Origin of the sequence: Lentibacillus sp. (assembly GCF_035301675.1) — a bacterium.
GTDB lineage: Bacteria > Bacillota > Bacilli > Bacillales > Amphibacillaceae > Lentibacillus.
The window spans coordinates 1-20,208 of record NZ_DATGTT010000052.1; the positions used below are offsets into that span (position 1 = coordinate 1).

The following is a 20,208-nucleotide window of genomic DNA, read 5'->3' on the forward strand; positions in this document are numbered from 1 at the left end:
GGCTCAAGAGTTTGCCGCCAACTTCCTTCAGATTCCACCTCACGATGGACACCCTTGTCTTTGGCTAACGGTTCCTACTACCAAGTCCGTAGGAGACTTTCACTCCCTAGACATAACACATGCCCGGCGCACAACAAAAAAGGAATCGGCATTTAACCGATTTCCTTTTTATTCTGGGCATCAAGTATTATGTATCTATCAATCCCAATCGTGCCGTCTGCTGAGAAGTTTTGATCCCGCTCCAGGCAGGTGGGTGCCTTGTTTCATATTTGTTGCACTTCCCCCTTTCCGGGGCTTGCACTCAATATGAAAACCAATTCTGGCTCCCATTAATATAAGTGTTCGGTCAAAACGAATGTACCAGACGAACACATCAGGATTGAAAGTGTTACGTGACTTTATTACTTTAAAAATATAATAACACACACAAAACGAATTATCAATATTCTTTTTACAAAATATTCTTGATAAAGCGAAACTTCATTCAATGGGGTGTTTTCCCCCATTGAATGTTAGTTGAGCAGCATCGGGCATTTATGGGCAGTTAGCCGCCGTACTTCGGCGGGTTTCTGCCCGTTAGATGCGGGGAAAAGCGAAACTTCATTCAATGGGGTGTTTTCCCCATTGAATGTTAGTTGAACCACGAATTAGGAATTTTACATATGTCTCATTCTTCATTGTTAATTTGAATCGACAGTTCATCCAGCTGATTCTTGCTTACATCATTTGGTGCATCTGTCAATAAATCAGAAGCCGAAGCTGTTTTTGGAAATAGAATAGTGTCCCTCAGATTCGAACTTCCGGCCAGCAGCATGACAATTCTGTCCAGTCCCAGGGCAATTCCGCCATGAGGAGGCGCGCCATACTCCAATGCTTCAATTAAAAAGCCAAACTGTTCATTTGCCTCATCTTTTGTAAATCCTAATACATCCAGCATCTTCATCTGCTGATCCTTCTTGTGGATGCGCAATGATCCCCCGCCAAGTTCATAACCGTTTAACACAAGGTCATACGCGTTGGCCCTGACATCACCCGGATTTGTTTCAAGATTATCAAGGTCTTCTTCAACAGGCTTTGTGAACGGATGATGAGCAGCAAAATAGCGCTCGAGATCTTCATCATATTCCAGTAAAGGCCAATCGGTAACCCAGAGAAAATTGAACGTGTTTTCATCAATCAGGTTCAATTCTTTTCCAAGCTTGAGTCTTAATGCACCTAAACTGTCATAAACAATAGATGTTTTATCACTGCCAAATAGAAGCAGGTCGCCATCAACTGCGGCAGATCTTTCAATTAGGCCATTTTTCTCTTCATCGGATAGGAATTTAACAACCGGCCCTGTCAGTTGACCGTCATCAACTTTGAGCCACGCCATCCCTTTAGCACCATAAACTTTCACAAAATCAGTCAGTTTATCGATGTCTTTCCGTGAATAATTGGCTGCTTGCCCTTTGACATTTAACAAGCAGATTTTTCCGCCCGATTCGATGGCCCCCTTAAAGACTTTAAACGACGAATTTTCCATAATATCAGAGACATGGATCAATTCCATGCCAAATCGTGTATCGGGCTTGTCGGATCCAAACCGTGCCATCGCCTCGTCATAAGACATTCGCGGCAGGGGCAAGGTAATGTCCACATTTCTGACTTCTTTTAGCACATACCTCATCATTTGCTCAGTCATGTCCATAATCTCATCGCTGGTCAGAAATGATGTTTCAATATCAACCTGAGTGAATTCCGGCTGCCGGTCCGCCCGCAAATCCTCATCCCTGAAACAGCGGGCTATCTGATAGTATTTTTCAAAACCGCCCATCATGATCAGCTGTTTAAACAACTGCGGAGACTGCGGCAGTGCATAAAATTGTCCTCGATGCACCCGGCTTGGTACAAGGTAGTCTCGTGCACCCTCAGGTGTGCTTTTCGTTAAGATAGGTGTTTCCATTTCCAGAAACCCATCGTCATTCAAAAAGTTACGGATAGCCTGTGTTGTCCGGTGTCGCATTTTAAAGGTTTCCTGCAGCTTATTTCTGCGTAAATCAATATAACGGTACTTTAAACGCAGGTCTTCAGCAACATCTGTATCTTCCTCGATTAAAAATGGCGGTGTCTTCGCCTTATTTAAAATGGTCAAATCTTTAGCGATTACTTCAATACGGCCTGTTTTCATCGCCGGGTTAACCGTTCCTTCTTCGCGTTTAACCACACTGCCTGCTACTTCCAGAACGTATTCAGTTCTGACTGACTCAGCCGCTTGTAAGGCGGCTTTCGAATGGTCCGGATTGAACACAACCTGTACAAGACCGGACCTGTCACGCAAATCGATAAAAATCAGCCCGCCCAAGTCACGGCGCGTTTGCACCCACCCTTTCAGCAATACCGATTGATCAACATTTTTCTCATTTAATGTTCCGGCTAGCACGCGTTCACTCATTAGTTTTTCCTCCTGACAGTTTTCCCCTCATAAACTCGGACAATTCGGCCAATGATACTTCCGCCTCATCACCAGTTGCCATTTCTTTCACATTTATTGTCTGTTGTTCCAGTTCATTTTCACCAAGAACAAGAACATATTTGGCACGATAACGGTCTGCAGCTTTAAACTGTGCTTTTATCTTTCGGCTCTGGTAATCCCGGTCAATCTGAATACCGTTTTTACGCAAGTCATGGACGATTTGAACCGAAGCTTTTTCGGCTTGATCGCCAACCGCCACAAAAAAGCAGTCCAAAGCCTCACCCGCCGGAATTTCAATATTCTCTGCTTCCAGTGCCATCATCAGCCGCTCCAGTCCCATTCCAAAACCAATCCCAGGTGTCTCGGGGCCGCCTAATTCTTCAATCAGACCATTATATCTGCCGCCGCCGGCAAGTGTGGTAATCGCACCAAATCCTTCAGCTTTACTCATAATTTCAAATGCGGTGTGATTATAATAATCAAGCCCCCGCACTAAATTCGGATCAACCTCATAATCAATATTCATCAATGATAAATAGGTTTTGACTTTTTCAAAATAAGTTCTCGAATCCTCGTTCAAATAATCTAGAACAGATGGCGCAGTCTTCATCGCAGGATGATCTTTATCAGTTTTACAATCCAATATGCGCATCGGGTTTTGCTCAAGCCGGGTCTGGCAATCACCGCATAATTCATTTTTATGTGGGATGAAATGATCAACCAATGCCTGACGGTGGCTTTCCCTGCTTTCCTTGTCTCCTAACGAGTTAATCACAAGCTTAAGCGATTTTAGACCAAGTTCGCGGTAGCAGGTCATAGCCAAATCGATGACCTCGGCGTCTACTGCTGGATCAGCGCTTCCCATTACCTCCACCCCGAATTGATTCAGCTGCCGCATTCTGCCCTTTTGCGGACGTTCATAGCGGAACATTTGGGCAAAATAATAAAGCTTGACCGGCTGACTGGGATTTCCATGCATTTTATGTTCCACAAATGAACGGACAACCGGAGCGGTGCCTTCAGGCTTTAGTGTCAGACTTCTGCCTCCTTTATCCTCAAACGTATACATCTCTTTTTGAACAATATCGGTTGAATCACCGACTCCCCGCTGAAAAAGCTCGGTGTGTTCAAATAAAGGTGTGCGGATTTCTTCAAAATGATATCTTTTACAAATATCTTTAATTTTTTCTTCAACAAATTGCCACTTCGCAGCTTCTTCCGGCAAAGTATCAACCGTACCGCGTGGCGCTTTTATACTCATCATCAATACCCCCTAAGTCATTTAAAATACCGATTCGTTCAATTGTCAATTCCAGACGATGGTTTGTCACAGCTCAGGTTCTTCTTTACAATCAGCTTGCAGTATAATCCCCGTTTAGCATTGCTTAAACAACAAAAAAACTCCCGTCCCCCTTAGATAATAAGGGACGGAAGTTTTTACCCGCGTTGCCACCCTGATTGGTGCTGTCAAAGCACCCGCTCTTCACAGTTAACGCCTGCAAAACGTCTATACCTACTTACTGTTTATTCGATACAGAACCTAAGGAATGTCGTTCACCAGGACTAATTGCGAAAATGTTTCCAGCCGATGACATTTTCTCTCTTTGCACTAGCGACCTGATTACTCTTTCCATCGCTGGTTAGTTTCGTTTTCATATTGAATGATTACTATATTAATGTTTCAGCATAATATTGTCAAGTGCGGATTATTTTTTTCTTCAGTCTTTTTACTTCACCAAGGGAAATACCCAACTCTTCTGCTATTTCCATATGATTAAACTGATCCTCCATCTCCATGAAACGATGGAAATCCGCCCCATATATTTCTTTATTCACATTTGTGCTCCATTGTTTATTATTCACACGCATCATATTGACCTCCTCATTCACTCTAGTTTTGCCTGTTTTAAAACTTTTTATTACAATTAAGAGTAATGATAAACGTATGGGAGGAAATCATGTGCGTTTTATTAAATCAGCTGGATTTTTCTTGTTCATTTTTTGCTTTACTTTAATCCCTGTGGCACAAGCAGATAAAGCGGTTGTAATCACTGATGGTCTGAACATCAGATCAGGGCCGGGGACAGATTATAACCGGGTAGGTCAGGTGAATACCGGCAAAGAGCTCCATATTATCAGTGTTGAAAATGATTGGGTGGAAATAGCATTTGATAGTGGAACCGGCTGGGTATCGAGTGAATATGTTGATATCTCTTCAAATTCAAGTGATGATTCCACCGACAGCGACCCTGCCGGCAGCAATGGCATTGGAAGCATAGTCATTCAGCATGACAATACACATCTGCGAAAAGGGCCTTCAACCTCTTACGACATCATCGGTTTCACAAATAAAGGCGAGGAATTTAATGTCGTAGGAGAAAAAGAAAATTGGTATGAAATCGCAAATGACGAAATGTACGGATTTGTATTGAAGAATTTTGCCACCGGTCATAAAACACCATCTTCAGCAGGTCTTGAAGATAAAACCATCGTCATTGATGCCGGTCACGGCGGGCGTGACGTAGGGGCAATTGGTGCAAGTGGTACATATGAAAAGAATTTTACTTACAGAACAATGCGGGAACTAAAAAAAGAACTGGCTATTCTTGGTGCTGAGGTCGTTATGACCAGAGAGAGAGATCAGTTTGTTTCGCTTGAAAGCAGGACGAGCCTGGCCAATATAGCAGATACAGATGCTTTTATCAGCATCCACTATAACAGTTTTCCCCAGGCGCCTGAAGTAACCGGGATAGCAACGTATTATTATCATGAGCAGAGTAAAGAACTTGCCCGGTTTGTGCAGGAAAGTCTAATCAATGAAACCGGAGCAAATAACCGTAAAGCGCTCAGTGAGGACTATCACGTTATCAGGCAAAGTTTTAACCCGTCCATTCTCATTGAACTTGGATTTATTTCCAATTCAGAAAAAGAGCAGCTGCTGGAGACTAACAGCTATCAAAAACAATTAGTTTCCGGCATTATCACCGGTCTTACCAAATACTTTAATTAGACTGATTTTTTAGATTTGTTTATATTATTAACAGAAGCTGACTAACCCGAAGACTACTTCAGGGGCAGCTAATCCGAAAGTCTGCAGAGTGTAAGTTAGAAGAAATTGATACGCTATCACAAGAAGCGAAGCGTTTGTCAACTGCTGTGATTTTTAGAAATATAAGTGTGAAATAAGAGCTGATTTTTTTATGGTACAAAAACCATTTCAGAACGTCACAGCAGCGGAGGCAATTTACGAAGACTCCTATGGGAAAAGCACTGTCCGAAGACCCCACAGAAAAGTGGTCTGTGCTTTTCGAGGAGGCTGAGGCCTTGCCCATGAAAGCGAAGTATATTGCCGGAGCGTCTCAAACCACTAACGGTAGTCAGAATGATAGGACGATTCTCTAATGAAATTTTCAACTGTGTCGCTTTTTATACCGACTTCGGGGTAAAAGATCAACAAAATTTCTGAAGAAAGCCTTGAAAAAATAACGAAAGAGATCGGACGACCCCGGTTATTTATCGTCTGTATCCAAAATAATTGTCACTGGCCCGGAATTCGTCAGACAGACTTGCATCATTTCGCCAAATTCCCCTGTTTGCACATGTATATCATGATGTGCAATCTGCTCATTAAAATACTGATAAAGCTCGTTTGCCAGATCTGGCTTGGCTGCATTAATATAGCTTGGCCGCCTGCCCTTGCGTGTATCAGCATATAGTGTAAATTGTGATATTGACAGCACATTCCCCGAAACATCCAGTAATGAGCGATTCATTTTACCGTTCTCATCATCAAAAATCCGTAAATGGATTAGTTTACTGACCAGATAGTCAGCATCTTGTTTAGTATCATCATGTGTAACACCGAGCAGAACCACAAGACCATGATCAATCGCTCCGGTTTCAGCACCGTTGACCGTCACACTTGCATCTGCCGCGCGCTGAATGACTGCTTTCATTGCCTTAAGACCCCTTTTTTAAATTATTGAACGGTCCTTGTCACCGTATAAACGTCTTTTATTTGTTTAATTCGGTCAACAATCCGCTTTAAATGTCCAGTATTATGAATGAGTATCGTAATGTTAATAACAGCCATTCTGTTTCGATCCGATCGGCCGTTAACATACGTAATGTTCGTCTTTGTTTCATTTACGGCCTGCAGGACTTCATTGACCAAACCGCGCCGGTCATAACCCGATATTTCCAGATCAACATGGTATTGCTTTTTCTTGGTATCATTATTTTCCCATTCAACATGAAGATGGCGCTGCCTGGCATCTTCTGTCTGGATATTCGGGCAATCCGCCCGGTGTACTGACACGCCCCTGCCTCTCGTAATATACCCTTCAATAGCATCTCCGGGAACCGGATTGCAGCATTTGGCAAGGCGTACCAATAAATTATCAACGCCCTCTGCTTTGACACCTGAATCACGTTTTTGCACCTTCTTGGTTACTTTTTCAGCCTTGACTTCCTCGATGGTTTCTTCGAGGTTTTGTTCTTTTTGTTTTTCCTGTCGCAGTTTATCCGTCAAGCGTGTTGCAATTAATGCTGAAGTAATACCTTGGTACCCCACCGCAGCATACATATCTTCCTCACTGGAAAAATTAAATTTTTCGAATACACGCTTTAAATTGCTCTGGGTCAGGACGTCTTTTGGTTCGATTCCGAGCGACCGGATTTCTTTGTCGACTGCTTCTTTGCCTTTACTGATATTTTCATCACGACGCTGTTTTTTAAAGAACTGCTTAATCTTGCTTTTAGCCTGTGATGTCTGGGTTATCGACAGCCAGTCGTGAGAAGGGCCATATGAATGTTTGGAAGTCATCACTTCCACAATATCTCCGTTTTTCAACTGATAATCAAGCGGCTCCATTTTCCCATTAACTTTTGCCCCAATTGTCTTATTGCCAACCTCTGTGTGAATACGGTAGGCAAAATCAAGCGGTACTGACCCCGATGGCAGCTCGATGACATCACCTTTTGGCGTAAAAACATACACCATATCGGAAAACAGATCGACTTTTAATGTTTCCATAAATTCTTCCGCATCATTCGTTTCACTTTGCCAGTCTAGAATTTCCCTGAACCAGGTCAGTTTATCTTCAAACGATTTACTGTCTTTTGCCAATTGCTTTCCTTCTTTATAAGCCCAATGTGCCGCGATTCCATACTCGGCAATTTCATGCATCTCTTTTGTGCGGATCTGCACTTCAAGCGGATCGCCTTTCGGACCAATGACAGTGGTATGCAATGACTGATAAAGGTTGGGCTTAGGCATTGCTATATAATCCTTGAACCTCCCGGGCATCGGTTTCCAGCAAGTATGAATGATACCCAGCACTGCATAGCAGTCCTTAATGCTGTGAACAAGAATCCGTACCGCCAGCAAGTCATATATTTCATTAAATTGTTTATTTTGCTTGGCCATTTTCCGGTAAATACTGTATAAATGTTTTGGTCTGCCGGACATATCCGCTTCAATATTGACATCATCCAGTTGTTGCTCCAGTTCCTCGATGACTTCATCAATATAGGTTTCACGTTCTTCACGTTTTTGTTTCATCAGCTGAACAATCCGGTAATATTGCTGTGGATTCAGATAGCGTAATGCGGTATCTTCAAGCTCCCATTTTATTGTCGATATCCCGAGCCTATGAGCCAGCGGTGCAAATATTTCCAGCGTTTCATTGGAAATCCTGCGCTGCTTATTCGGCGGCAAGTGTTTTAACGTACGCATATTATGCAAACGATCAGCAAGTTTAATCAAAATGACCCTAATATCCCTTGCCATCGCCACAAACATTTTCCGGTGATTTTCCGCCTGTAGAGCTTCTTTTGATTTATATTTGATTTTGCCGAGCTTTGTCACGCCATCTACAAGCATCGCCACTTCCTCGTCGAATGCATCCTCGATCTGCTCGAGTGTCACTTCCGTATCCTCGACAACATCATGTAAAAAACCGCCTGCTATTGTGACAGGGTCCATTTCCAGTTCAACCAGAATCCCGGCAACTTGAACAGGGTGAACGATATAAGGTTCTCCTGACTTCCGGTATTGATCCTTATGAGCATCTTCGGCGAATTTGTATGCGCGATGCAGAAAACCAGCATCCTCTTTTGAAAGGTAGCTTCGGGCTTTACCAATCACTTCTTCACTTGTTAATAGTTCGTCTTTAGCCATAAAATCACCTGAATTCAGTTTGACAATACTTTCCGCCGGCCGGGTAAGCCCCCGGCTGTTTCTGCGGTTCCCATCCTGACTGTAAAGCAGAATTTCGTTCAAAGTCTTTTCTATTGTTTATAGTATTAAAAATTTTTGCTGAAATGTAAAGAGAAAACTGTCAGCTTTTTCACTTCAAGACTTTTCAGACAGCCTCCTGAATAATAATAGGTCTGATAATTGATTCAATCAGACCTGAAATATATAGTTAATCCTGATATCGCATTAATGTCAGCACATCATAGCCATCCAATTTTTCCAGTCCTTTCAGATAGGAAAGCTCAATCAGAAAAGCACATCCGACAACAATTCCGCCCAATTCTTCCACCAAATTGATTGTTGCCTCAATCGTTCCGCCTGTTGCAAGCAAATCATCAGTTATCAGAACCCGCTGACCAGGTTTGATGGCGTCTTTATGAATCGTGAGGATGTTTTTGCCGTATTCAAGGCCATAATCAACTTTTATCACTTCACGCGGCAATTTTCCTTCTTTTCTTACAGGTGCAAAGCCTACTTCCAGTGCATAGGAAACGGGACAGCCGATAATGAAACCTCTTGCTTCGGGACCTACGACAAGGTCAATATCTTTTTTCTTGGCAAATTCTACAATTTCATCCACTGCTGATTTAAACGCTTTTCCATTATCCATTAATGGTGTAATATCTTTAAATTGTACGCCTTCTTTTGGCCAGTCTTCAACAATTTGTATATGTTTTTTATAGTCCATAAACTACTTCCTCCTTGAGGCTTCCCCTGTCTTCCAAGCATTCGGACAGCCACGTTTTCAGCTCTTCATAGGTTGAATAATATAATGTTTTTTCAATGTCGGCTTTCGTCAGACGCTCCTGATAGACAGCCGATGCCGCTAAATCTTTTTGAACAGGTTTAGGGTTGATTGTAATGAAACCATCCTCTATTTTAACAAAACCGAGGTCAAAAAACACGTCTGTCATAAATTCGATACGTGCTTTCGTCCATCCTTTAGCTTCCATAATCATGGGCAAATCCTTATCTGTATTAATCTGTTTTCGTTTAAACAGAAGCGCATACAGCCATTTGAAATCTTCTCTTGATGGAAAGACGTTCATGAAAGCACTGTCCTTCAACTGAAAACATGCATGGATATTGGTGGGATTCAACTGTTTCAGCAATAACTTGAAGGATTTCAAATCTGTCGGCATATCGAACAAAAATAGCGTCTCTGTCTCTTCTAAGCTGTTTACATCTGTATCGTATGTAACACATCGGACATTGTCAGGAAAATCATACTCATTCCGCTTTGCCTGACAAACTACTGTATACATATTATTTGGCTGTACATATGGTGTTATCCGTGGCTGAATCTTTCCCCGATGATCAAATAACTGGTGTTCATCAATTTTCATATCCTGCATAACGATCTGTACTTTCCGAAAACCGTTCCACTCATTTATGCCGAGTTCGCCGACAACGGATATTGGTGTTTTCGGCGTCATATAATAATATAAATCCCCAAGCCCAAAGCCAATACCGTCAAGTGTTTTATTTTGATGACGGAATTGCATTTTTAAATGTTTTTTATTATTCCCAATTTGCCTTGTATTTGCGGGAACTCCTTCTAAATGAAAAACAGGTTTGGGATTGGCCATGCCAAATGGTGCCAGCTGCCTGATTTCTTCAACCAATTCTTCATTAATTTCCGGTAGGGCTATAGACTTGGAAACCTCGATTTCCTGAGTAAAATCTTCTGTTCTCAGCTCTTGATAGATCAGATTATTCAATTCCGCTGTTAACGTTCGGAAGTTGTCTATCGGGAGTGTCATCCCCGCAGCCTGGGAGTGACCGCCGAAATGCGTGAACGTATCCCTTATTTTCATACAATTTGTAAATAAATCAAAGGTCGGGATGCTCCTTGCAGATCCTTTCATGACCCCGTCTTCCGGCAAAATCGACAGAACAATTGCCGGGCGGTCGTACTTCCTGACCAGATTTGAGGCGACAATACCTAATACACCCTGATTCCAGCCCTCTTTTGCCACAACAATGACACCCTGGTCTTCAACAGGGCCTGTCATTTCTTCGGCCTCTTTTACAATAGTACTGACAATGCTTTTTCGTTCCTCATTGATTGATTGAACCCTCTCTGCGATTTGATAAGCTTCATCCTGAACATCTGTCAATAACAGATGAACCGCCAGATCAGCATCCTGTAATCTTCCAACCGCGTTTAATCTTGGTCCGATTGAAAATCCGATATCTTCCTCAGTGATGCGCCCGTCAATGCCGCAAACTTTCATTAATGCCTTCAGCCCCGGTTTGCCGGAACGTGATAAAGCTTGTAAACCATAATAGGCAATAACACGATTCTCCCCTGTCAACGGTACAAGGTCGGCAATCGTTCCAATCGCTGCAAAGTCAAGCAGCTGTTTTGGAAAATATCCGAGCAGACATTCAGCAAGCTTAAGTGCGACACCTACACCTGCAAGGTCTTTAAAACCGTAATCAGGGGAACATTTTGGATGAATGATTGCGTAAGCATCCGGCAGTTGCTCCTGTGGTTCGTGGTGATCCGTAATAATCAGATCAATCCCCAGGTTTTTAGCATAAGCTGCCTCATTTACAGCAGCAATCCCGTTGTCAACTGTTATAATTAAATGATAGCCATTTTCATATGCCGCTCTGAATGCCTCTTCATTCGGCCCATAACCCTCTGTAAAGCGATTTGGAATATAGTAATCACAATGTGCACCAAGTTCATGCAGTGTGTTAATCATGATGGCTGTTGAACTGACTCCATCAGCATCATAATCACCATACACCAGAATTTTTTCATCAGCATTAACAGCTCTATGTATCCGTTCTGCTGCCTTATCAATATCTGACAACAATTTTACACTGTATAATTGTGTTAAATCAGGAGATACAAACGCTTCAGCTTCTTCGCGCGTTGTGATGCCGCGCTGAAACAACAACTCTTTGATAAGTGGTGAGAATCGATTTGAATCCCAATTTGGTATATCATTTTGACTGTCTGCAAATTTCCATTTCATTTTACTTTCTAACATAAACTCACCTCTGACTAATCCAGTATACAGGAGATAGCCACGGTGAGCAATCGGGTTTATTTACCCCGCATGTAATGGGCAGTAATCACCCAAAGTACAGAGGGGGGAGGGTAACTGCAATTAAATGTCCGATTCTGTTCAACTAACATTCAGCGGGAAAACCTTCCGCTGAATGAAGTTTCATCTTACCGTTTATTTTTAGCTGGCTGGTCAGATGCTTTCTTTCTGGAATCATCTTCTTTAAGTAAACTATGTTTTTTCAATGTCTCTTTCATTTGTTTGTTTTCGGACACGAGTGTATTGCGCTCACGCTGTAATCGGATAATTTTCACCAGACCGACAGCTGCTGTTATGACCCCTCCCATTAATACGGAAATCAGGATAACCAATATTAATGGCGCCTCCCCGCTGCCAAACAAGTAATTGACTTCCACTGGGTCAACGTTAATCACTGCAAAAATGGCAACAATTAACACAAAAATAATGGCTAAAATAACATAAGTCTGTCCTTTCAAATTTATCCTCCTTTTAAAAAGCTATTTCATTTAACTTACCCTTTTTCATTTTCAGATAACCATAATGAAACCCCTGAAGCCATTTGGCATCAGGGGTTTCGTTTCATTACACTTGCGGACCTTCCGTACGCTTTTTTTTGGCAAAAACAACGGGCTTTTGATTGATATTTTTCCCGCGCCAGACGAGCCAAAGCTGGGATGCGAGAAATAATGACGAATACGTACCTGCAAGAAGACCTACTGTCAGTGCAATCGCAAACCCGGTTATTGATTGTGCGCCAAGGAATAAGAATGCCAATACGGCAACCATCGTGGTAACAGTCGTATTGATACTGCGTGTCATGGTCTGCACAAGACTTCGATTGACAATTTTGGCAAGTCCTTTAAACGACTTAATCCGCTTTTTCTTTCTTAAATTTTCACGTATCCGGTCAAAGGTGACAATGGTATCGTTGATGGAATAACCGATAATCGTGAGTATCGCGGCAACAATCGTCACATCAAATTCAATTTGTGTCAGACTGAATATCGCTAGTATGAAAAATGCATCGTGGATCAGGGCTATGATTGCCGTAATCCCGAAAAAAAGCTCAAATCGGATAGTGACATAGATAATCATGCCTATTGATGCAATTGCGACTGCATATAGAGCATTTTTGACCAGTTCTTCCCCGACAATTGGTGATACAACACTGACACTCGTATCCGCATTGAAATTCTCCTTAAAATACGTTTGAATATCGGAAATCCGGTCTTCATCAATTACCCGGTCATAGCGGAGAATGGCACCCTCATTGTTGTCACCAGTCAGCACTACTGACTGGGCCTGCAGATCCAATTCTTCCAAACCACTTTCAATTTCCTCAGTATTCAGGCTGTTTTCTGCAGCTAGCTGAATTCGGGACCCGCTTGTAAAGTCAATGCCGGGGTTCAACTGGAAAATCCCGAGCGCAATTGCCCCGATAATGACCATTACTGCCGAAGTGACAAAGAATTTTTTACGATGCTGGACAACATTCAATTCCCTGTTGAATACTTTCGGTTCGTATTCTGTTGAGTCAGCAATATCTTTAATATCTTTTTGTTTTACACCAAACCAGCCCGGACGGCCTTTGAGATATCTGCTTTTCACCCATAGGCTCATAAGCCATCTGGTACCATACACAGCGGTCAGAAAACTGACGACGATGCTCAGGATCAGCATAGTGGCAAACCCTTTGACGGAGCTCGTGCCAAAAATAAATAGAACAGCTGCTGCGAGCAGTGTCGTAATATTGGCATCAACTATGGCACGAAGCGAGTTTTTTGACCCTGCTTTAAATGATGCCTGAACCGATTTACCTTCCCTCAGCTCTTCTTTAATCCGTTCAAATGTGATGACATTCGCATCTACTGCCATCCCGACACCGAGAATCAAAGCCGCAATCCCCTGCAGCGTCAGGACACCGTTCATCAGATTAAAAACTAATAAAACCAAAAAGATATAAACACTTAAGTTTATCGCTGCTATGATACCCGGAAAACGGTATATGACCATCATAAATAAAAATACAAGACTTATACCGATAATTCCGGCGAATACGGTTTTATCCAGTGCCTGTTCTCCGAATTGTGCCCCGACTGTGTTGGAATAAAGTTCTGTCATATTAACCGGCAACGACCCGGCATTTATGATATCAGCCAGCCGCTGAGCTGATTCGACCGTAAAATCACCGTCAATTTGAACATCCGTTGTATTCAGAGTTTTTGTAACACTGGGCGCTGAAACAAATTTTGGATCCTCTTTTCCATATTCCTCAGCAAATGAATTCCCTTCCTGATAGTCCATCCACATGACGAGCAAGTTATCCGGATAAGGCGTATCCGGATTTTGTTTACCTTTTATCCGGCTGGTGATCTCGCCGAATTGTTTTCCATCCTTCAGCTGGAGCGTAACAATCGGCTTGTTCGTTTTCTGGCTGAAATCCTGCTGGGCGCCGCCTTCAACAAAGTCCGTTCCATCGAGCAGTTTTTCATCTTCAACATTCCGCAGCGACAGACGTGCAGATGTCGACAAAAGTTCACGTGCCTCTTCCTGGTTTTCAACTCCGGCAAGCTGCACCCGAATCCTGTTTTCACCTTCGATATCTATGTTTGCTTCACTAATCCCTAGCCGGTTTACCCGTTCGTTAAGAATCCGGACAGTGGACTCAAGTAATTCTCTGTCTGTTTCCTTACCTTCTTCAACAGGTTCCACTTCGTATAAAATTTCAAAGCCGCCCTGCAGGTCCAGGCCCAGATTAATATCTTTCGCAATTCCCGTTACCGTTGAACCAATCGTTCCTGCAAATATGAGGACGATCAGAAAAAAGGCAACAATTCTGCCTCTTGTTTTCATATGTGGTTTTGCCTCCCTTTAAATTCCACGGGTCATTCATTATGTATCAATCATTCGTTTCTTCAGTTTTATCATTTTCTGTCACTGCTGCAATTGACGCCGACAGGTCATCATCCTGATAAGCATTGATCGTTAAATAACTCATATAAACATTGGACGATAAATGGAAAATATCCTGAACCACCTCATATAAACGCTTGGAGGGGTCCTCCCCTTTCCACACTTTTTCTTCCAGGCATTTCCATACATCCTCGCCTGTTGCATTATTATATCCCATAAGACGCAGTTCACTTGCTTTGCTATTTAATGCAGGTCCGATTTCAGTTTTCCATTCACTGACTGTTTTTATCATACTCTCAATCATCCCCCGTCGCAAAACCTTTGCCGTTTTATATCGTGATGCTTGTCATGCTTGGACCACTATATTGCATATATATCATTGTATCTGAAAATATATTTTTTGAGAAGGTAGGTCGGCAATATTGACCAAGCAAACATTTCTGCAAGGAACGCTAATCCTGATAACGGCAGGCATGATAACAAGACTGCTCGGATTTATTAACCGGCTGGTCATAGCCAGGGTTATGGGAGAGGAAGGTGTCGGTTTATATATGATGGCACTTCCTACACTATTTCTGGTTATCACGCTTACACAGCTTGGACTTCCGGTCGCTATTTCCAAACGTGTATCTGAAGCCGAAGCTAAAAATGACAAAGCCAAAATTAAGCGGATTCTTGTTATATCACTGCTCGTAACCTCCATAACCAGTATTGTTTTTACCATTGGCATGATTGCTGCAGCACCATTTATTGCAACAACTTTGCTGACAGATGAACGGACACTGTATCCACTGGTGGCTATTAGTCCAATTGTGCCGATTGTTGCCATCTCCTCCGTACTCAAAGGCTATTTTCAGGGCAGGCAGAATATGAAGCCGCAAAGCTATGCACTTGTCATCGAACAGCTTGTAAGAATTATCTTCGTCGCTTTTTTTGTTAAACTGCTGCTGCCTTATGGCATTGAATTTGCTGCTGCAGGTGCCATGTTCAGTGTGATACTCGGCGAACTTGCTTCGATGGTGTATTTGACAGGCGTGTTTAAACGGCAAAAAATTGTACGAGTCCGGAACCGATTCTTCCACCATATTAAGTCAGGCCAACATACATTGCAGGAATTGTTTTCTATTTCGCTTCCAAGTACGGGCAGCCGGTTGATCGGCAACATATCCCACTTTTTGGAGCCAATACTCGTTGCACAAAGCCTGGCCATCGCTGGTATTTCCAGTTCACTGGCGACTAAACAATACGGTGAATTGACAGGTTATGTATTACCATTGCTTTTTTTACCTACATTTATTACGAATTCACTGTCAATTGCATTAGTCCCTTCCATATCAGAGGCTGATGCAAATCAAAATAAACACTTGATCCATTACCGGATTCATCAATCAATCAGGATTTCATTTGCATCAGGTGCGATTGCAACCGTTGTGCTTACTTTATTCGCAGCTCCAATATTAAATTATATGTATGGAACCGATAATGCAAGTCATTTCTTAGTTCTCATGGCCCCTTTTTTCATCCTGCTCTATATTCAATCGCCATTGCAGGCTGCACTGCAGGCACTCGACCTGGCAAGACCTGCCATGTGGAACAGTTTAGTCGGTGCAGCCATCAAATTGACTGTACTTTTCTTGCTGGCATCAAATCCCAATTTTGGCATAAATGGTGTCGCAATCGCTATGTCAGTCGGTGTTATTCTCGTGACATTATTGCATCTGGCAAGTCTTTATAAGGAAATCGGGTTTATGATTGCAGGAGGGGATTTGCTGAAAATGAGCATGCTTGTCTCACTGACATGGCTGTGCGGGAGATTTTTACGGGGGATATTTACCGGCCTCGACACTAACTTGTTTGTTTTTGCCTTGATGCTCATTGCCTTACTGATCATTTATGTTATTCTGCTCTTTATTTTAAGGTTCCTGACAAAAGAGGAACTGAGGCAAATACCCATCCTGCAAAAATGGCTGTCATAAAAAGAAAATCCGAACTGATTCGAAATCTAACTGACGAATTTTGAATCATAGTTCGGATTTTTCTTTAGTAAAAAAGTTATATCCCAGCCTCATTTTTTATATAGACTAAGACATATATGGAATCAAATATCGGATGTAAATATAAATGGTTGATGCCACCAGTGATAAAATAACAAAAGGGATGCCATACAGCATAAAACGTATAAACGGCAGTTTTTGCCCCTCTCCTTCTGCGAGACCTGCCACCACCACATTGGCTGAAGCTCCTATAAGCGTCGCATTCCCGCCCAGACAGGCTCCCAATGCCAGTGACCACCAGATCGGGTCCAGGTAAACCATGCCATAACCCTGGAACTCTTCAACAACCGGAATCATTGCTGCGACAAAGGGGATGTTATCAACGATACCCGAAAATAACCCGGATATCCATAAAATTAAAATAGCTGTTGCAGCAAAATCACCATCTGTCCAAAGAATAATCCCCCTCGCCAATTCATCGATAATTCCGGCTGATTCAAGACCGCCTACCAGCGTAAAAAGCCCGATAAAGAAGAATAGTGTCACCCACTCAACCCGGGAAAAAACGTGTTCTGTATCCAGCTCTTTTTCCGTCAACAGAAGTAAGAGTACAGCCCCGCTTAGTGCAATGGCAGTCAAGTCGATATGCAGGAACGCATGCAGCAAAAAACCCAAAAGTGTCATAGTTAGAACAGCAATTGATTGATAAAGCATCGGAGAACGTACAAGATAGGCGGATGCATCGGCGTTCATCAACTCCTTCGCACTGCCATTTTCAGGCTTCAGTGACCGTCTGAACAATGGCAGCACCACCATCAGCATAATCACAAACATCAAAAGAGCCAACGGTGCCAGATGATTGATAAACGACAAAAATGTCAGATGTTCAACAGCCTGTCCGATCATAATATTCGGCGGATCTCCAATAAGAGTAGCAGTCCCCCCAATATTGGAACTGAAAATAACTATAAGCAGATATGGAAACGTCGGCAAGTTCAATTGTTTTGTGATTTTCAGAATGACAGGAACCAATATCAGCACTGTCGTAACATTATCCAATAGTGCTGAGCCAAGGGCAGTCAGTATACTCACGACTATCAAAAGCGGAACCGGCGAACCCCGTACTTGCTGAGAAAGCCGAATGGCAATAAACGAGAACAGTCCGGTCTTTTCGGTAATGGATATGAGCACCATCATTGAGAACAGTAATGTGATTGTGTTCCAATCAATGTATTTGGTAAACATATCATTAACGCTGTAAATCCCGGTTAACAACAGCAATGTTCCACCAGCCATTGTCACAACAGCTCTATTTATCTTCTCAGTCATGATAAAAATATAACTGACAGCAAAAATGACTCCAGCCAATATAACGTCCATACAACATCCTCTTTCAGTGTAATAGGTTGTTTCTTCTTACAAATATATGCCGCAGAACATAAAATATTTTCAGTCTATTTTTCTGTTTGGACGAATATGATAATGATACATGGACAATCATTTAGAGGGAGGCTGAAACAGCGTGCAGAAACAACAATTTGTTGCCCTGTTGTATGGATGGATTATTATTCTCGGATTGTTGCTGCTGACAAGTATCATTCTCGCACTTTTACTTCAATTGACCGGGTTGAATGAGATGACGTTGTCGTGGATCACATTGGCTGTCGGTCTAATCAGCTTATTTATTGGAGGTATTGTTGCCGGTGTCAAAGGAAAAGAAAAAGGCTGGGTTATTGGAGCGATAACAGGGGCAGGTTTTACACTATTTACCTTTCTTGTGCAATATCTGGGGTACCAACAAGGGTTTTCACTGGAACAATCAATACACCATGCAGGCTTTATACTGGCAGCTCTGCTTGGCGGCGTTATTGGAGTGAATATGATTAAATCAGAAAGTTGAGGTAACATAAAGAAGTCAGTGGCGAATGCACTGACTTCTTTTAAATGGGCACTTTTCAGTTTTCTTTTACCTTTATGTATAATCATAAAGTTCTATTGTGCATCATCATTCTTAACTTCACGGATTGCTGAACGGTCATATGTCAGTCTCGGCCCGTCGCCGGCCTGAAGCACGACTGTATCTTCATCAAGTGCATGAATTTCGGCATGAAGCCCGCCGATTGTCACCACTTTATCACCTTTTTGCAAATCAGACTGCATTTGTCTTACTTGCTTTTGCCGCTTTTGCTGCGGACGGATCAGCAGGAAGTAAAAAATGACAAACATTAAAATAATCGGTAACAGTGATATTAACGTATTCACTTACGTGTCCCTCCTTTAACTAAAAATTCTTTGCATCCTCTTTATTGAAACCATATCGTTCAAAGAATGCTTCTTTGAAATCTCCAAGCTGGTCATCAGCAATAGCTGTTCGCACTTGCTCCATTAATTTTAACAGAAAATATAAGTTATGGTAAGTAGTAAGCCTAAATCCGAAAGTTTCATTGCATTTTACCAAATGCCGAATATAGGCACGGGTATAATGCTTGCATACATGACAGTCACAATTTTCATCGATTGGACTGAAATCCCGGGCGTATTTGGCATTACGAACAACCAGTCTGCCGTTAGATGTCATGCATGTCCCATTACGTGCAATACGTGTCGGGAGCACGCAATCAAACATGTCGATGCCACGGATTGCCCCGTCAATCAATGAATCCGGTGATCCGACACCCATCAAATAACGCGGTTTACAGGAAGGCAGAAGCGGAGTTGTGAATTCCAGCATCCGGTTCATAATATCTTTGGGTTCACCAACCGACAGTCCGCCAATCGCATAGCCCGGAAAATCGAGTGATACCAGGTCTTCTGCACTTTGTTTTCTTAGATCTTCGTATTCACCGCCCTGAACAATACCGAATAACCCTTGTTCAGAAGGCCGTCCGTGGGCGTTCAAACAACGTTCCGCCCAGCGTGATGTCCGTTCAACCGAAGATTTCATATAATCATGTGAAGCCGGATATGGCGGGCATTCATCAAATGCCATCATAATATCCGAGCCGAGTGAATTTTGAATGTTCATCGCCTTTTCGGGTGAAAGAAACAGCTTCTCCCCGCTCAAATGATTCCTGAAATGGACGCCTTCCTCTTTTATGTCGCGCATATCACTAAGGCTGAATACCTGAAAACCTCCTGAATCGGTCAAAATCGAGCCGTCCCAGTTCATAAACTGATGGAGACCCCCCGCCTCTTCAACAATGTCATGACCGGGGCGCAGCCATAAGTGATATGTGTTGGACAAAATAATATTGGCATTCATCTCTTTTAATTCTTCCGGACTCATTGTCTTGACGGTTGCTGATGTCCCGACAGGCATAAACGCAGGCGTATCAAATGAACCATGCGGTGTATGTACCTTCCCGAGTCGCGCCCCCGTCTGTTTGCATGTTTTAATATGTTTGTAAGTAATTGTTGTCATATAATTCTTTCCTTTGTTGAAAGCTATTTTCTTAAGAGGTTTTCAACTGCTTTTTCCGCAGAAGTCATCACTTTCCGCTCATCGATTCAAAAGGCATTCAGGCGGCGGATAAATAAAACACC

The 20,208-nt window shown here is 42.5% G+C and carries 16 protein-coding genes, 1 other RNA gene and 1 other annotated feature; of the genes, 3 read left to right on the forward strand and 14 right to left on the reverse strand.

The genetic code is table 11. From position 1 onward, the window contains the following. Window positions 1–197 precede the first annotated feature (197 nt). From ssrS to VK097_RS09030, 4 genes are all read right to left on the reverse strand, one after another. Window positions 198–383, reverse strand: a non-coding RNA gene (gene ssrS, locus VK097_RS09015) — 6S RNA. A 284-nt stretch (window positions 384–667) separates the two neighbouring features. Continuing rightward, window positions 668–2,434 carry an aspartate--tRNA ligase gene (gene aspS, locus VK097_RS09020; RefSeq protein ID WP_324211474.1) on the reverse strand — a complete coding sequence of 589 codons (1,767 nt, stop codon included), beginning with the start codon at window positions 2,432–2,434 and terminating at the stop codon, window positions 668–670. Beyond that, window positions 2,427–3,716, reverse strand: a complete 1,290-nt coding sequence (hisS, locus tag VK097_RS09025) for a histidine--tRNA ligase (RefSeq protein ID WP_324211475.1) — start codon at window positions 3,714–3,716, stop codon at window positions 2,427–2,429. The genes aspS and hisS overlap by 8 nt, the downstream gene beginning before the upstream one ends. A 159-nt stretch (window positions 3,717–3,875) precedes the next feature. Further along, window positions 3,876–4,101: a binding site (T-box leader), on the reverse strand. Between the two features lie 49 nt (window positions 4,102–4,150). After that, on the reverse strand, window positions 4,151–4,324 hold the full coding sequence (locus tag VK097_RS09030; protein WP_324211476.1) for a sigma factor-like helix-turn-helix DNA-binding protein: 174 nt from the start codon (window positions 4,322–4,324) through the stop codon (window positions 4,151–4,153). 91 nt (window positions 4,325–4,415) lie between these two features. On the opposite strand from VK097_RS09030, the gene VK097_RS09035 reads away from it, so the two are divergent. Next, the gene (locus tag VK097_RS09035; protein ID WP_324211477.1) at window positions 4,416–5,465 is read left to right on the forward strand and encodes an N-acetylmuramoyl-L-alanine amidase family protein; all 1,050 of its coding nucleotides are present in this window, start codon (window positions 4,416–4,418) and stop codon (window positions 5,463–5,465) included. A 499-nt stretch (window positions 5,466–5,964) separates the two neighbouring features. Here the strand turns inward: VK097_RS09035 and dtd are convergent, their stop codons facing one another. The 7 genes from dtd to VK097_RS09070 form a co-directional block, all read right to left on the reverse strand. After that, the gene (gene dtd / locus VK097_RS09040; protein ID WP_324211478.1) at window positions 5,965–6,411 is read right to left on the reverse strand and encodes a D-aminoacyl-tRNA deacylase; all 447 of its coding nucleotides are present in this window, start codon (window positions 6,409–6,411) and stop codon (window positions 5,965–5,967) included. Between the two features lie 23 nt (window positions 6,412–6,434). Continuing rightward, on the reverse strand, window positions 6,435–8,636 hold the full coding sequence (locus VK097_RS09045; protein ID WP_324211601.1) for a RelA/SpoT family protein: 2,202 nt from the start codon (window positions 8,634–8,636) through the stop codon (window positions 6,435–6,437). Between the two features lie 247 nt (window positions 8,637–8,883). Beyond that, window positions 8,884–9,402 (reverse strand): adenine phosphoribosyltransferase, encoded by a 519-nt coding sequence (locus VK097_RS09050; protein WP_324211479.1) that lies wholly within the window; start codon window positions 9,400–9,402, stop codon window positions 8,884–8,886. Next, complete coding sequence (recJ, locus tag VK097_RS09055) at window positions 9,392–11,719, reverse strand: single-stranded-DNA-specific exonuclease RecJ (RefSeq protein ID WP_324211480.1); 2,328 nt, start codon at window positions 11,717–11,719, stop codon at window positions 9,392–9,394. Before recJ ends, VK097_RS09050 begins: the two co-directional genes overlap by 11 nt. 185 nt (window positions 11,720–11,904) lie before the next feature. Continuing rightward, a complete protein-coding gene (locus VK097_RS09060; protein WP_324211481.1) occupies window positions 11,905–12,234 on the reverse strand; it encodes a LapA family protein in 330 nt (109 codons plus the stop codon). 106 nt (window positions 12,235–12,340) lie between these two features. After that, the gene (gene secDF, locus VK097_RS09065) at window positions 12,341–14,611 is read right to left on the reverse strand and encodes a protein translocase subunit SecDF (RefSeq protein ID WP_324211482.1); all 2,271 of its coding nucleotides are present in this window, start codon (window positions 14,609–14,611) and stop codon (window positions 12,341–12,343) included. Between the two features lie 46 nt (window positions 14,612–14,657). After that, window positions 14,658–14,963: a post-transcriptional regulator gene (locus VK097_RS09070; protein ID WP_324211483.1), complete on the reverse strand. Its 306-nt coding sequence runs from the start codon at window positions 14,961–14,963 to the stop codon at window positions 14,658–14,660. 130 nt (window positions 14,964–15,093) lie between these two features. Between VK097_RS09070 and spoVB the strand changes: the two genes are divergently transcribed. Further along, window positions 15,094–16,647: a stage V sporulation protein B gene (gene spoVB / locus VK097_RS09075; RefSeq protein WP_324211484.1), complete on the forward strand. Its 1,554-nt coding sequence runs from the start codon at window positions 15,094–15,096 to the stop codon at window positions 16,645–16,647. Between the two features lie 105 nt (window positions 16,648–16,752). Here the strand turns inward: spoVB and VK097_RS09080 are convergent, their stop codons facing one another. Beyond that, window positions 16,753–18,045, reverse strand: coding sequence for an ArsB/NhaD family transporter (locus VK097_RS09080; protein ID WP_324211485.1), 1,293 nt, complete (start codon window positions 18,043–18,045; stop codon window positions 16,753–16,755). A gap of 142 nt (window positions 18,046–18,187) precedes the next feature. Between VK097_RS09080 and VK097_RS09085 the strand changes: the two genes are divergently transcribed. Beyond that, the gene (locus VK097_RS09085) at window positions 18,188–18,565 is read left to right on the forward strand and encodes a TIGR04086 family membrane protein (protein ID WP_324211486.1); all 378 of its coding nucleotides are present in this window, start codon (window positions 18,188–18,190) and stop codon (window positions 18,563–18,565) included. Window positions 18,566–18,657: 92 nt separating this feature from the next. Here the strand turns inward: VK097_RS09085 and yajC are convergent, their stop codons facing one another. After that, window positions 18,658–18,927: a preprotein translocase subunit YajC gene (yajC, locus tag VK097_RS09090; RefSeq protein WP_324211487.1), complete on the reverse strand. Its 270-nt coding sequence runs from the start codon at window positions 18,925–18,927 to the stop codon at window positions 18,658–18,660. 19 nt (window positions 18,928–18,946) lie between these two features. Beyond that, a complete protein-coding gene (gene tgt, locus VK097_RS09095) occupies window positions 18,947–20,086 on the reverse strand; it encodes a tRNA guanosine(34) transglycosylase Tgt (RefSeq protein WP_324211488.1) in 1,140 nt (379 codons plus the stop codon). Window positions 20,087–20,208: the final 122 nt, after the last annotated feature.

Coding starts and splice junctions, on each gene's coding strand:
- aspS (WP_324211474.1), bottom strand. CDS start 2,434: ATGAGTGAACGCGTGCTAGCCGGAACATTAAATGAGAAAAATGTTGAT.
- hisS (WP_324211475.1), bottom strand. CDS start 3,716: ATGAGTATAAAAGCGCCACGCGGTACGGTTGATACTTTGCCGGAAGAA.
- VK097_RS09030 (WP_324211476.1), bottom strand. CDS start 4,324: ATGCGTGTGAATAATAAACAATGGAGCACAAATGTGAATAAAGAAATA.
- dtd (WP_324211478.1), bottom strand. CDS start 6,411: ATGAAAGCAGTCATTCAGCGCGCGGCAGATGCAAGTGTGACGGTCAAC.
- VK097_RS09045 (WP_324211601.1), bottom strand. CDS start 8,636: ATGGCTAAAGACGAACTATTAACAAGTGAAGAAGTGATTGGTAAAGCC.
- VK097_RS09050 (WP_324211479.1), bottom strand. CDS start 9,402: ATGGACTATAAAAAACATATACAAATTGTTGAAGACTGGCCAAAAGAA.
- recJ (WP_324211480.1), bottom strand. CDS start 11,719: ATGTTAGAAAGTAAAATGAAATGGAAATTTGCAGACAGTCAAAATGAT.
- secDF (WP_324211482.1), bottom strand. CDS start 14,611: ATGAAAACAAGAGGCAGAATTGTTGCCTTTTTTCTGATCGTCCTCATA.
- VK097_RS09070 (WP_324211483.1), bottom strand. CDS start 14,963: ATGATAAAAACAGTCAGTGAATGGAAAACTGAAATCGGACCTGCATTA.
- VK097_RS09080 (WP_324211485.1), bottom strand. CDS start 18,045: ATGGACGTTATATTGGCTGGAGTCATTTTTGCTGTCAGTTATATTTTT.
- tgt (WP_324211488.1), bottom strand. CDS start 20,086: ATGACAACAATTACTTACAAACATATTAAAACATGCAAACAGACGGGG.